The sequence below is a fragment of the Oceanisphaera profunda genome, from assembly GCF_002157895.1.
Lineage (GTDB): Bacteria > Pseudomonadota > Gammaproteobacteria > Enterobacterales > Aeromonadaceae > Oceanimonas > Oceanimonas profunda.
The window spans coordinates 730,812-744,282 of record NZ_CP021377.1; the positions used below are offsets into that span (position 1 = coordinate 730,812).

Genomic DNA, 13,471 nt, shown 5'->3' on the forward strand with positions numbered 1-13,471 from the left:
ATTAAGAGGCTAGCGACAGAGGCGAACACTCGGTTACATACAGTCAAATTTTTCAACATTAGCTCAACAGCCACACAACGAGTACGAAAACGGGAAGTGCCGCAGTTAAGCTGTCGATTCGGTCCATAATGCCGCCATGGCCCGGTAAGATATTGCCAGAGTCTTTTAAGCCTGCTTCGCGCTTAAACATACTCTCGGTTAAATCACCGAGCACTGAGGCTAACACCGCCACGATTGAAGCAATCAGCACCACTATCGTCTGCTGGCTTGGTAAGTCGATGCTAAAAGTGACGATCAGAGCCAGCACAGTGGCCGAGGCTACGCCGCCCAACATACCTTCTACGGTTTTGCCGGGGCTCACATTAGGGCACAGCTTGCGCTTGCCAACCGCGCGACCCACAAAGTAAGCGCCGGTATCCGCGGCCCACACCAAGCCCATTACAAACAACAATAACCAAGCGCCAAAGTGCGGGTTTTCTTGATACTGAAAACCACGCAGCGTCATCATCGCCCAATAAAAGGGCACTAAGGTCAAAAAGGCAAACGCCGACTGCATAGCGGCATTGCCCCGCCACCAGCTAGCACTGCGCGGAAAAGTCAGCACTAGCCCTAATGCCACTACCCACCAAGCACCCGCCACCATATACAAATAGCTCAACCGTGGCTCCATACCGGCGGCCAAGGTGTCTAGGCTAGTGCTCTCAGTCCACAGCCCTTCTAGGGGCAATATCCCCATCAAGCCATAGAGCACCAAGCCCATGGCGAGCATGGTGATAAAAGCACGGTCTTTATCAATAAAGTTGCCCCACTCAATGGACGCCAACAAAAATATGGCACCGGCAAACAGCGCAAAATAGTTAAACGGCAGCAAGAACAAAGCCGCCAGCACCAGAGGCACCAAACAGAGTGCGGTAATAATTCGTAGTTTTAACAAAGCAAAGTCCTTAAAAGAAAGCGCCCGGCGCCCAGCACCAAGCGCCCAGCTAAAAGAAAACACACCGCAATCTATAGCCGTCCGTCTCTTTGGTAAAGAGCACTTCGGCGGTTATGCGTTAGCAGAAGTTTTTTACATCCCGCAGAGGCGGGACTGCGCACTCAAAGCGCCAAACTACACAAATATCGCCTTTTGCCGTCATACCGGGCTCGCCCCGGTATCTGGCTCTTTGCCCTAGAACCTAAAACGAGATCCTGACGTGCGTCAGGATGACGGCTGTTTTAACCCCAATAAGATCCCTTTTCGCTCTTATCTCATCTTAATTTTCCGTGTTCTTCCGTGTATTCCGTGGCGAAAAATCTTACGCTCTTAGTTCTAAAATCAAGCCCAGATCCTGATGTGCATCAGGATGACGGCAAAAGAACAAAACACGCCCTTTTATTTAGCTTGGCGCTCGGCGCTTAACTTCAAGTCTTAAGCAACGCTCTGATCTGTTCGCCGGTGCAGCCGAAGCGGCGCTCGCGGCCTACAAAAGCGGCGATGGCCTCACTAAAAGCGGTGTCGTCAAAGTCTGGCCATAATACATTGGTGAAATGCAGCTCCGCATAGGCCAGCTGCCACAGCAAAAAATTACTGATGCGCTGCTCGCCGCCGGTGCGGATCAATAAATCCACCGGGCTTAAATCGCTCATGTTCATCAGCGTATTTAATGAATCTTCGGTAATTTCGCTGACTGCTCGCTCACCATTTAACACCTGTACTGCCGCTTGGCGACAGGCTTGCACTATGTCCCAACGGCCACCGTAGTTAGCGGCGATATTAAGCGTGAGCCCAGTATTGGCAGCGGTGAGCACTTCCGCATCGGCAATTTTGCGCTGTAAGTGGGCACTAAAACCACTGCGCTCGCCAATCACTTGCAAACGAATATTATTACGATGCAGCTTCTTCACTTCAGAACCGAGCACGGCGATAAACAAGCTCATTAACGCACTTACTTCATCTTCAGGGCGACGCCAATTTTCACTGGAAAATGCAAACAAGGTTAGCGCATCTAATTTAAGCTGATGGGCAAAGCTCACGGCTGCCCGTACCGACTTTACGCCGGCTTTATGGCCACTCACGCGAAACTTACCGCGTTGCTCAGCCCAACGGCCGTTGCCGTCCATAATAATGGCCACATGACGTGGCAATGTCGGTGATAGTTCTAACGCTGCCATAGGTTCAGTCGTTGGCATTCAGTCACTCCTGCGCAAAAAAAAACGCCGAGCAGGCAGCTGCGCGGCGTTGGTCACTATACCCGAAGTAGGGATTAGATTTCCATTAACTCTTTCTCTTTGGCGGCCAGCGCTTCGTCCACCAATTTGATGCAAGCGTCAGTGATTTTCTGCACTTCATCGTGCGCGCGACGATCATCGTCTTCAGAAATTTCTTTATCTTTTAACAACGACTTAAAATCACCGTTAGCATCACGGCGAATATTCCGCACCGCCACTCGGCCCTGCTCGGCTTCGTTGCGTACGATCTTGATCAAGTCTTTACGACGCTCTTCGGTTAATGAAGGCAGCGGAATGCGGATCATGGTACCAGTACTTTGCGGGTTCAGGCCTAGGTCTGAGCTCATAATGGCTTTTTCAACAGCTTTGATCATAGAGCTATCAAATACAGTCACCGCCAAAGTGCGCGAGTCTTCAGTGGTAATGTTGCCCACTTGCTTGAGCGGCGTAGCTGCACCGTAGTAGTCCACGTAAATAGTGTCTAACAGGCTGGGGTGCGCACGACCGGTACGTACTTTGTTCATCTGGGTCTTCAAAGATTCCAGACTTTTTTCCATGCGCTCTTGAGCGTCTTTAATAATTTCATTAATCACGGTGTATTCCTTAAGTTATCAGCACCGAGCGCCCCGCGCCCAACACCAAGTAAAATCAAACCAAAACCTTTATTTGCCACGGAATACACGGAAGCACACGGAAAAAAAACCAAGAATAAAAACCATTATTGGTAAGGTCTTACAAAAAACTTTAGGTTCTATTGCTCTTAGTCCGTGTCGTTCCGTGCTTCTCGTAACCAAGAGTCGTGGCGAAAAATCTTACGCTCTTAGTTCTAAAATCAAACCCAGATCCTGATGTGCATCAGGATGACGGCTAAACAATAAGCCCCACCACCGTCATACCGGGTTCGCCCCGGTATCTCGCTTTTGTTTCTAAAAGCTAAACCCAGATCCTGATGTACATCAGGATGACGGCATGACTACAAAACACACACCACTGTACTTCACACAAAAATATTTCTTGGCTCTTTCCGTGTTCTTCCGTGTATTCCGTGGCGAAAAATCTTTAGTCACTTGTTTAGCTGGGCGCCGGGCGCTCGGCGCTATATTTTACAGTTTACGGCTAATCAAAGTGCCTTCGCTTTCGCCCATGACAGCACGACGCAGGGCGCCGGGTTTGTTCATGTTAAAGATGCGGATCGGCATATCGTGGTCGCGCGCTAAGGTAAAGGCGGCTAAGTCCATGACTTGCAGCTCTTTGGCTAGCACATCGTCATAGCCTAAATGATGATAGAGCTCGGCATCCGGATTTTTCACCGGATCTTCGCTGTATACGCCATCTACTTTAGTCGCTTTAAGCACTAAGTCTGCTTCAATTTCAATGCCACGCAAGCAAGCGGCGGTGTCGGTGGTAAAGAATGGATTACCGGTGCCGGCAGAAAATATCACCACTCGACCTTTACGCAACAAGCTTATCGCATCGGCCCAATTGTAAGGGTCGCACACGCCTTCCAGCGTAATGGCTGACATTAGACGGGCATTCACATAAGCACGGTGCAGGGCATCGCGCATCGCCAAGCCGTTCATCACGGTCGCCAGCATGCCCATGTGGTCGCCCACTACGCGGTTCATGCCCGCTTGGGCCAAGCCCGCTCCACGAAACAAGTTACCACCGCCAATCACGACGCCAACTTGCACACCCAGTTCAACCAATTCTTTGATTTCCTGCGCCATGCGTTCTAATACGGCGGGATCAATACCAAAGCCTTCTTCACCTTGCAGCGCTTCGCCGCTCAGTTTAAGAAGAATGCGTCTGTATGCAGGTTTAGGATTGGTACTCATGCTCTATTCCTAGTCATAGAAAAACCGCGACACAAGTCGCGGTCTAGTCTGGGGTCTGTTGACCCTAGCATTAAATCAGCAAAAAATTACGCTTTTGAAGAAGCGGCAATTTGTGCTTGAACTTCAGCAGCGAAGTCTTCTTCTGCGCGCTCAATACCTTCACCCACTTCATAGCGGACGAAGCTAATGGCGTCGGCGCCTTTCTGCTTCAGCAGATCGGCAACGGTAATAGAAGGATCTTTAATGAACTGCTGACCAGTCAGAGAAATCTCACCGGTGAACTTCTTCATGCGGCCTTCAACCATCTTCTCAGCAATTTCTTGAGTTTTGCCAGAGTTAACAGCGATTTCCACCTGAATTTCGCGCTCTTTTGCTACTACTTCAGCAGACACATCTTCAGGCTTCACAAACTGTGGGCTAGAAGCGGCTACGTGCATGGCTACGTCTTTCGCTACTTCTTCATCACCGCCTTGCAGATTGGCGATAACGCCGATGCGAGAACCGTGCAGGTAAGTAGTCAGGTTGTCACCTTCCACGCACTCGATACGACGCAGACTCATATTTTCACCGATCTTGGCGATCAGGTTAGTCAACGCAGTTTCGATGCTCTCACCGTTTTCGTACTCGGCCGCTTTTAAAGCGTCCAGGTCATTGATTTTGTTAGCCAAGGCAATTTCAACTACTTTGTCGCCAAACGCGCAGAAGCTGGCGTCTTTTGCTACAAAATCAGTTTCACTGTTCAGCTCAATCATCACCGCAACATTGCCAGCTTGACGCATTAAAATCACGCCTTCAGCAGCAATACGGCCGGCTTTCTTAGCGGCTTTAGCTTGGCCAGACTTACGCATTTCTTCAATGGCAAGTTCAATGTCGCCTTGGGCGTCGGTCAACGCTTTTTTACAATCCATCATGCCAGCGCCAGTGCGCTCGCGCAGTTCTTTTACCATGGCCGCGGTAACAGTAGTCATTTGAAATATCCTCAATCTTGATACACAAGAAAACTTTTTACACAAGAAAACAGGGGCACTAGGCCCCTGTTAACACATTACATTCGTAGGGTCAGGGTCTGTCGACCTTTCGCGGTTAAATTTTGTTAAAACCCAGAGGGGTACAAAAGTCATCTCGACGGCTTAACAGTCCCTCATAACGGCAAAGCCTAAGCTTTTGCTCTATTACTCTTCTACGACGTAGTTGTCTTCCGCTTGTTGCACGGCAGCATCTTGTGCACGAGCAGCAGTTACGGCGCTAGCTGCAGCATTCAGGTATAACTGAACGGCACGGATCGCGTCATCGTTACCTGGAATGATGTAATCGATGTTGTCTGGGTTAGAGTTAGTATCAACCACAGATACTACAGGAATGCCTAAGTTGTTGGCTTCCTTGATAGCGATGTGCTCATGGTCAGCGTCAATCACAAACAATACGTCTGGCAGACCGCCCATGTTCTTGATACCACCCAGAGACTTCTCCAGCTTTTCCATTTCACGAGAACGCATCAGCGCCTCTTTCTTGGTCAGCTTGTCGAAAGTACCGTCTGCAGACTGAATTTCCAGCTCTTTTAAGCGGCTGATAGACTGACGAACAGTTTTCCAGTTAGTCAGCATGCCACCCAACCAGCGATGGTTCACATAGAACTGATCGCAGCTGATTGCGGCTTCTTTAACGGCTTCTGAGGCTGCGCGCTTAGTACCAACAAACAGGATTTTACCTTTCTTAGAAGCAACGCTGCTCACGTAGTTCAACGCGTCGTTGAACATAGGAACGGTTTTTTCCAAGTTGACAATATGAACTCGGTTGCTGGCGCCAAAGATAAACGGCTTCATTTTTGGGTTCCAGTAACGAGTCTGGTGACCAAAGTGAACGCCGGCTTTCAGCATGTCGCGCATAGATACTTGTGCCATGATTTCCTCAAATAAGTGTATTGGGTTAGGCCTCCACACATCCCATGTCTCCAACTCCGAAGAGCACCCTAGAGCATGTGCCGATGTGTGTGTGTATTAAAAAGGTGAATGGTCGTAAAACTAAGCCGTTAGCCATCAGCGCTAAGCTGTTAAGCAAGACTAGATCAGAACTACGGCGCGTTTTATACCACAAAAACCACCCACAAAGCCAGATATAAAGTGTTGGGTGTTGAATTTTTAATGTTGAGTTAAGCCAAAAACCAAACCGAGATCCTGATGTGCATCAGGATGACGGCGTTACATCACACACCGCCCTGTGCCGTCATACCGGTACCGGGCCGAGCCCGGCATGACGGCCTCGGTATGACGCTCTTGTTTCTAAAAACTAAACCGAGATCCTGATGGTCATCAGGATGACGGCGTTACATCGCACACCGCCCTGTGCCGTCATACCGGTACTGAATCAAGTTCAGCATGACGGCCCCAGTATCTCGCTCTTTGCCCTAGAACCTAAAACGAGATCCTGACGTGCGTCAGGATGACGGCTGGAGGGAGAGATCCTGATGGTCATCAGGATGACAGCGTTACATCGCACACCGCCCTTTGCCGTCATACCGAGCTTGCCTCGGTATCTCGCTCTTGCTTCTAAAAACCAAACCGAGATCCTGATGTGCATCAGGATGACGGCTTAAATTGCGAGATCCTGACGTGCGTCAGGAAGACGGCTGTTTTAACCCCAATAAGATCCCTTTTCGATCTTATCTCAGCTTAATTTTTCCGTGTTCTTCCGTGTATTCCGTGGCAAAAATCTTTAGCCCTTTGTTTTCTGTGTCGCTTGGCGTTACAATTTTCGGCCTGATAGCGGCAATACTGTCCGCTATCACTCCGATTCAATAGTCGCCCCGCGCTACTCCAACGCAATACTCACCGGGCGCCAACTCACAGAGAACCAAATTTCATGAGCAGCATAGTCATCAAAACCCCGGAAGAAATGGAAAAAATGCGTGTGGCTGGTCGCTTGGCCGCCGAAGTACTGGAAATGATAGAGCCTTACATCAAAGTGGGAGTGACCACAGAAGAGCTCAATACCATTTGTCATGACTATATCGTTAATGTGCAGCAGGCCATTCCCGCTCCGCTTAACTATCATGGCTTTCCTAAGTCCATTTGTACTTCAGTAAACCACGTGATTTGCCACGGCATTCCGGCTGACAAAAAGCTCAAGGACGGCGATATCATCAATATTGATATCACAGTGATCAAGGATGGCTATCACGGTGATTCATCAAAAATGTTTTTTGCGGGCAAGCCCAGTATCCTGGCTGAGCGTTTATGCCGCGTAACCTTAGAGTGCCTAGAGCTGGCAATAAAGATGGTGCGCCCTGGCATGCAGCTGGGTGACATAGGTGCGGCCATTCAGCAACACGCCGAAGCGCATAACTACTCAGTAGTGCGAGAATATTGCGGCCACGGCATCGGCGCTGACTTTCACGAAGAGCCGCAAGTGGTGCACTACGGCACCCCCGGCACCGGCGAAACCTTGGCCGCAGGCATGTGCTTTACCATAGAGCCCATGATCAATGCCGGCAAACGCCACAGCAAAATGCTCAATGACGGCTGGACCGTACTCACGAAAGACCGCAGCTTGTCCGCCCAATACGAGCACACCCTGCTGGTTACCGAAGACGGCTGTGAGATTTTAACGCTGCGCAAAGACGACACCCTGCCGCGGTTTATCAGTGGTGAGTGATGAGTCTTTAGTGTTGAGTTAAAACAAAAAAGCACCGAGCCCACAAGCTCGGTGCTTTTAAATTTGGTGAAGCGTGAAGGTATAAACCTAAACATTTTTCGCAACGAAATCCGCGAAACCCGCTAAAAAATCAACATAAGCAGTCCGCCATAACTACTGTGGATAGCCAAGATCCAAACTGCGGCGAAGCTCTCTTCGCTAAAGAGGACTTCGCCAGGCCAGCGTAGCTGAATGGGGTTTTAAATCTCAAAACAAAAACAACACCGTGGCGAAGTCCTCTTCGCCGAAGAGACGGCCACCTACAAAAGACGGTTACTTTGTAGCCCGCAACTTGTTCGCGGGGCCTGCGAAGCAGGATGGGGGTTAAATCTGAAAACCAAACCAAAACCGTGCTGAATACTTTTTACCGAAAATAAGGGCACCTACAAGGTCAAAACCAAGCGCTAAAACAGTAGCGAAGGAGTCTTGAATCTTTAAGAGCCCGTAACTAAAAAATCCACGTTAGTTCCGCAGCATTACTTAACAGCAAAATTTTTTAATGGTAAGACCGAACCACACAGGATGAGGTTATGATGCTCTTACCCATTAAAACCTCTTTTAGATCTAATCCTTATTTTTTCGTGGATTTTGTGCTTACCGCAGTAAAAAGTCGTTGCAAAATAGGTTTATGTATTCGGTTTTAGATCTAGTGTTAAGTCGTCCTCATTCAACACTGTGGTTTTGTAGGCGAACGCTTTCTCATAAGCGCGCATTGTGCCCCATAGCACAGCAAGCCAAAATGCATAGACCATCACACCGCTATTATGACCAAAAAACACTTGTGATAAACCAAAGTCCATAAAGGCTACGGGTAAAATCGCACCTGCGGTAGCCAGTGCTCTCAACTCCAAATTAGACTCAGTCAAGCGCCGAGCAAACAGGCGTAACGGCACTAAATATAACGCCAACAAAGATAACAACCCAAAAATGCCGCGACGGGCAAAGTTATCCAAGTATTCATTATGCGCATGATTATCGGCGGCAAATTGAATAACCTCTCCTTTATCTACCAGCGTCTGCATACCTTGGTAATAGCCATCCCACCCCCAGCCGGTGAGTGGTTTCTCGGCAATTAAGGTTAGCGCTCCCTGCCACATCTCAAATCGCGCGCCCAGCGAGGTAGCTTTGTTTTCACCACTGACATATAGCTCAATGTCTGTGAAAGCATGTTGAACTCTCGCCTGTACGCCTGTTTGTGGCACAAAGTATACCAAGGCAACCAGTGCCAATACCCCTGCCATTATGCACCACCGCAGTTTAGCCGACAGTAAGTTACCATAGGCGCGATAGAGCACCAAAAACACAAAAGGTAAGCCTATCCAGCCACCACGACTGCCGGACAACAAAGATGCCAGAGCACCAAATACAGCACCCAATAACAATAAAAACACCCAGCGCTTGGCATTATGCTGAACCACAGCCCAGCCTAAACCGGCCAGACAAAAAAGCCCAAACAGCATACTGATGTTGCCAAACTGAATCACATAGGTATAACCGGTAGCCCGCTCAACGCCCAGCACCAAGTTTTGCCAAATAGCCCAGCTGCCAGTGAGTACTGAGCCTACAGCTAACCCACCCCACAACCAACTCAACTTCGGCGGATACGCCAACACAAACAACAACACTGGCAAGGCAAATAGAAAACGCACCGGCCGCTCATACGTGCGTAAGCTAGTGCCTTCCCACCACAACTGGCCAATAAACAGTAAGCTATAACCGGCAATAACAGCCATTAACCACTTATCTTCTGTACTCAAATTTAATACTGGCTTGCGCCACAACAAAGATATGCTAGCCAACAAAAGTAATGTCGGCCCAATGCTATAACCACTGTCGACCACCAAGGCCAGTGCACCCATTAAAAAAACAGCAAAGCTAGTGAAGCGCCGCGCAGTACACATATCCGTCAAGGTTGTATAAGTACTAGAATGAGTTTGCCGTTCAGTAAGCATTTTTGTTTATAAAACCTTTAAAAATAGTCCAGAAGATAATGCGTAGATCCAGCCATAACGACCAGTTGTCGATATACCACAAATCAAACTCAACTCGACGCTCCATTTTTTCGATGGTATCTGTCTCACCACGAAAGCCATTTACTTGCGCCCAACCAGTAATGCCTGGCTTAACTTTGTGACGCTTCATGTAAGACTCTACTAGCTCTTTATAATGTTCATTATGAGCAAGGGCATGAGGGCGAGGACCCACAATAGACATGCGTCCCTGCAGCACATTGTAAAACTGTGGTAACTCATCCAGCGATGTACGCCTTAGAAATGCACCAACAGCAGTCAATCTTAAATCACCTTTATATGCTTGTGTCACTTGCCCAGCTTGTTCAACGTGTACTTTCATACTTCTAAATTTATATACTTTGAAATTCTTTCCGTTTACACCGGTACGATATTGCTTAAACAATATGGGACCAGGAGAGCTTAATCTAATACACACCGCAATCACAATACATACTGGTAGTATCACTATGCTAATAAGGGTACCAAGAATAATATCTTCAAGTCGCTTTATTAATAAAGCCAAGCCGTTCATTGGTGTTACACTTAAATCAAAAGAAAACTGCCCTGCAACCTCACTCATTCTATGGTTAAGCAGTTGCATATCACTAAATTCAGGAATAAATCGCACTTCTACCGTATGGTGGCGCAGAGCATAAAATATCGAGCGCACCGCCGCTCCCATTTCTAACGGCACACAAATCCATACCTCCTGTGCACCAGATTCAGCTACTCGTCGTGATAAGCTGTCCAGTTCAGCTTGTTCAAATTTAGAAGTACTCAGTCGCTGTACACCAGCGATACGATAACCTTCTTCTGGCGTTCCTCGCATACCACGACCTACATGCGTAATATTTTGTCTTGGCCCCACTAAAAATATTGAGCGCAACGAACGCCCTTGCAGTCGAGCACGACGTAGCAGCAACTGAATACCAACTCGCATCCCTCCCGATAAGATAAATGAAATAAGCAACGCCATACCTACCCACATTCGAGAATAGCGTTCAGCTGACTGAGTTAAATAGACTACCGAGGTAACTAAAGTAGCGATAGCCAGCCACACCAAAAACTGGCGAGCCAACAAGCTAGATATTCGGGTTATGCGCCAGCGTTCATAAGCACCAATTGAGTTATTAATAAAAGTGATTAATAAAATCATGATAGCTACCGCTAGCCAATAGCGATCACCAATATCAAAACTGCCAAAACGTAGGCCATGAGCCAAGATGGCACCTATTATTAATGCCAGCCCGTCGAATACTGGTACAAAATAATGTGCCGGATAACGCTCGGTTATTCCAGATGCATGGCGTGACATAATATTTCCGTATAATTATCTTTTAACAGAGAGCCAACTTTCAAGCAGTATCTCATATTCTGCCAACACTTGCGGCCAGGTGAAATTCTCATTAAAACGAAGACGGCTAGCAGCACGCATTTGGGCCAACACTGCGTCATCTTCTAGCAAAATATCAAACAAACGAGCACACTCAGCACTATTTTCAAAATAGGCGGCACCATCATCCGCCACCCAGCGATTAAACGCATTTTTATGAGCAATAACCGCATTGCCAGCACCTAGCGCCTCAACCAAAGACGGGTTGGTGCCGCCCACTCTATGGCCATGCAAATAACATCGGCAGAAAAAGCGTAGTGCCCCCACCACATCTGCCTCGTAAATAGCGCCAACAAATCTCACTTCGTTGGATGCCGCCGCCAACACTTGCTGATGAAAAGCATTATCTGACTCAAATTTACCCAGCACTACTAAGGTATGATCACGTACTTTAGCACTAAAAGCCTGCACCATCTCTAAAATAGAATTTTCTGGTTCGGGCCGAGCAATGATCACAGAATACTCCCCCGCTACCAAACCAAATGGTGCCAGCAGTCCGGCATTGGCTGTAGTAATAGCATGGGCGCCATAGGGGATCATGCTGATCTTTTGCATGGGTACGCGTGTTGCCAAGTGATCTTTAATACGAGGATGATCGGCAATTAAATGCTGACCCAACCAACAGGCAAATCGCTCGTTTAGCCATAACCAAGTGCGTTCTGGCACACTCCACTTATCGCGCTGCCATTCTAAGCCATCCATATTAAACAGATTTGCTTGGCCACTTAGCCGCTGCCACAAATTAAAAATGGCCGTGTTATAGCCTAACGTTAAGCACACTCCCGGCTGGCGTTTAGCATGGCGGGCGGCTTGCCAGTCAAATAATATAGTGCCTAGAGCCCCGTCTCGTCTAACAGGGATATGTACTCTGCGTACACCACACCAGTTACTTTCTGTAATTTGGCCGCTACCTTCTTCTTGGCAATATACGGTCACCTTCCAGCCATTCGCCACTAGATATAACGATAACTGCTCGGCAAAGGTTTCAAAGCCGCCATGTGCAGCTGGTACTCCACGAATTCCTAAAATAGTGAGTTGACGATTCATTTAACTCTTCTTAAGCGACAGTAAACCGTAGTACAAAAATAATACTAGAGCTGCAGGTAATATACAGATAAAAGCAAACAAGCCACACACTCTACGCACTACAGACATAGCCGGCATTTGAGCCATAGCTATCAACTGACTAGCAAAGCGTGACCAATAAAAAGGAGGCGCGAGTTGTTGCATGGCGTTACGCATTACAGCAACCTTATCAGGTGAATAACTCAACTCAGTAAGTACAGCTGCAATGTGCTCAGTATCCGTTACCTGGCCAGCACCACTTTCTTTAAGCCGTGGGCCCCACTCTTGATCCCAGTTTTGCACTATAGGCAACCCCAACGTCAGGCAATCGAAGTTACGAGTGCGTGAAGCATAATCATTTTCAACACTCTTAGCTCCCCACACCAAAGACACATCAAACCCAGACCAATAATCAAAACGCTGAGCAAACGCGACCCAAGGTAAAAATACAACATTATCCTGAGCTTGAGGTAATACCCACTCTAGCAGCTCTCGCTCACGTCCAGCTTCAACACCAAAAAACACCAGTTTAATTGAGGGGTTACTCGTTATTGCATCAGACACTTCAGTTAACAATGTTGCTAAATCAAACCAGCCGTAGGTTCCACCCAGCCAACCAATAACAAAGTCATCAGCTCTTATTTTTCCATTAGACAGTTCAGATAACAACTCTCGGCCTTGGCTGGATAAATTTATCGGCGTGGAGTCACAACCAAAAGGAATAACTACAACGCGAGAAAAATCACGGGTTAAGCTAAAAGGCGCAATCATACCTCGATATAAATCTAACTGACGATGATTAGCTGCAATAATGCCATTAAATATTAAGGCAGAATATAGTCCGCGCAATACATTAAAGTAAGATTTTATCAGTGTTTTTATTTTGCTAAAGCGAGACTGTGTTTTACTTAGCGCTTCTAGCTCAATCCAGTGAGGCACATAAGAGTCCAGTATTATCTGTTTACCTGCCAAACCTGCCAACGTGGCCAGCAGCAAAATGACAGGTCCACCACCGTGCAACACCACCATTTGAGCGGCAAAAAATGCCTTTACCAAGGCTAGCCGGTTGCTTATTGCAACAAACTCAACCGCAGAGGGTAAGCTTTCTGGCTGAGCGGTGCGCCCACTAATTACTACTTTATGCCCAAGCGCCGTTAGCTCTTGTGCTAACGACATATATCTAAGCTCTGGTCCACGCAGCGCACTTACATAATCGCCTTTATACAACAGCAAAACATTCATTAAAAAATCCTAAAACGGCGATAATA

Annotated in this window: 11 protein-coding genes; 1 reads left to right on the plus strand and 10 read right to left on the minus strand. The window is 47.7% G+C overall.

All coding sequences use genetic code 11. From position 1 onward, the window contains the following. Positions 1-58 precede the first annotated feature (58 nt). The 6 genes from CBP31_RS03225 to rpsB all read right to left on the minus strand — a co-directional run bounded on the left by CBP31_RS03225 (position 59) and on the right by rpsB (position 5,944). Positions 59-934: a phosphatidate cytidylyltransferase gene (locus CBP31_RS03225; protein WP_087038591.1), complete on the minus strand. Its 876-nt coding sequence runs from the start codon at positions 932-934 to the stop codon at positions 59-61. 467 nt (positions 935-1,401) lie between these two features. Next, complete coding sequence (gene uppS, locus CBP31_RS03230; protein ID WP_407668781.1) at positions 1,402-2,169, minus strand: polyprenyl diphosphate synthase; 768 nt, start codon at positions 2,167-2,169, stop codon at positions 1,402-1,404. A 74-nt stretch (positions 2,170-2,243) separates the two neighbouring features. Then, positions 2,244-2,801, minus strand: a complete 558-nt coding sequence (gene frr, locus CBP31_RS03235) for a ribosome recycling factor (protein ID WP_087034844.1) — start codon at positions 2,799-2,801, stop codon at positions 2,244-2,246. A 510-nt stretch (positions 2,802-3,311) separates the two neighbouring features. Next, positions 3,312-4,043, minus strand: coding sequence for a UMP kinase (gene pyrH, locus CBP31_RS03240; protein ID WP_087034845.1), 732 nt, complete (start codon positions 4,041-4,043; stop codon positions 3,312-3,314). Between the two features lie 86 nt (positions 4,044-4,129). Next, entirely contained in the window at positions 4,130-5,011 is an 882-nt protein-coding gene (gene tsf, locus CBP31_RS03245; RefSeq protein WP_087034846.1) for a translation elongation factor Ts, read from the minus strand. Between the two features lie 204 nt (positions 5,012-5,215). After that, complete coding sequence (rpsB, locus tag CBP31_RS03250; RefSeq protein ID WP_087034847.1) at positions 5,216-5,944, minus strand: 30S ribosomal protein S2; 729 nt, start codon at positions 5,942-5,944, stop codon at positions 5,216-5,218. 958 nt (positions 5,945-6,902) lie between these two features. On the opposite strand from rpsB, the gene map reads away from it, so the two are divergent. Continuing rightward, positions 6,903-7,694 carry a type I methionyl aminopeptidase gene (gene map / locus CBP31_RS03255; protein WP_087034848.1) on the plus strand — a complete coding sequence of 264 codons (792 nt, stop codon included), beginning with the start codon at positions 6,903-6,905 and terminating at the stop codon, positions 7,692-7,694. A gap of 665 nt (positions 7,695-8,359) precedes the next feature. On the opposite strand, the gene CBP31_RS03260 is transcribed toward map, so the two are convergent. The 4 genes from CBP31_RS03260 to CBP31_RS03275 form a co-directional block, all read right to left on the minus strand. Further along, on the minus strand, positions 8,360-9,490 hold the full coding sequence (locus CBP31_RS03260) for an O-antigen ligase family protein (protein WP_227875119.1): 1,131 nt from the start codon (positions 9,488-9,490) through the stop codon (positions 8,360-8,362). Positions 9,491-9,674: 184 nt separating this feature from the next. Beyond that, positions 9,675-11,060 (minus strand): undecaprenyl-phosphate glucose phosphotransferase, encoded by a 1,386-nt coding sequence (locus tag CBP31_RS03265; RefSeq protein ID WP_087034850.1) that lies wholly within the window; start codon positions 11,058-11,060, stop codon positions 9,675-9,677. Between the two features lie 15 nt (positions 11,061-11,075). Beyond that, positions 11,076-12,185, minus strand: coding sequence for a DUF1972 domain-containing protein (locus CBP31_RS03270; protein ID WP_087034851.1), 1,110 nt, complete (start codon positions 12,183-12,185; stop codon positions 11,076-11,078). Beyond that, complete coding sequence (locus tag CBP31_RS03275; RefSeq protein ID WP_227875120.1) at positions 12,186-13,445, minus strand: glycosyltransferase family protein; 1,260 nt, start codon at positions 13,443-13,445, stop codon at positions 12,186-12,188. It abuts the gene before it with no gap. Positions 13,446-13,471: the final 26 nt, after the last annotated feature.

Coding starts and splice junctions, on each gene's coding strand:
- CBP31_RS03275 (WP_227875120.1), bottom strand. CDS start 13,445: ATGAATGTTTTGCTGTTGTATAAAGGCGATTATGTAAGTGCGCTGCGT.
- map (WP_087034848.1), top strand. CDS start 6,903: ATGAGCAGCATAGTCATCAAAACCCCGGAAGAAATGGAAAAAATGCGT.
- rpsB (WP_087034847.1), bottom strand. CDS start 5,944: ATGGCACAAGTATCTATGCGCGACATGCTGAAAGCCGGCGTTCACTTT.
- pyrH (WP_087034845.1), bottom strand. CDS start 4,043: ATGAGTACCAATCCTAAACCTGCATACAGACGCATTCTTCTTAAACTG.
- uppS (WP_407668781.1), bottom strand. CDS start 2,169: ATGCCAACGACTGAACCTATGGCAGCGTTAGAACTATCACCGACATTG.
- CBP31_RS03270 (WP_087034851.1), bottom strand. CDS start 12,185: ATGAATCGTCAACTCACTATTTTAGGAATTCGTGGAGTACCAGCTGCA.
- CBP31_RS03265 (WP_087034850.1), bottom strand. CDS start 11,060: ATGTCACGCCATGCATCTGGAATAACCGAGCGTTATCCGGCACATTAT.
- tsf (WP_087034846.1), bottom strand. CDS start 5,011: ATGACTACTGTTACCGCGGCCATGGTAAAAGAACTGCGCGAGCGCACT.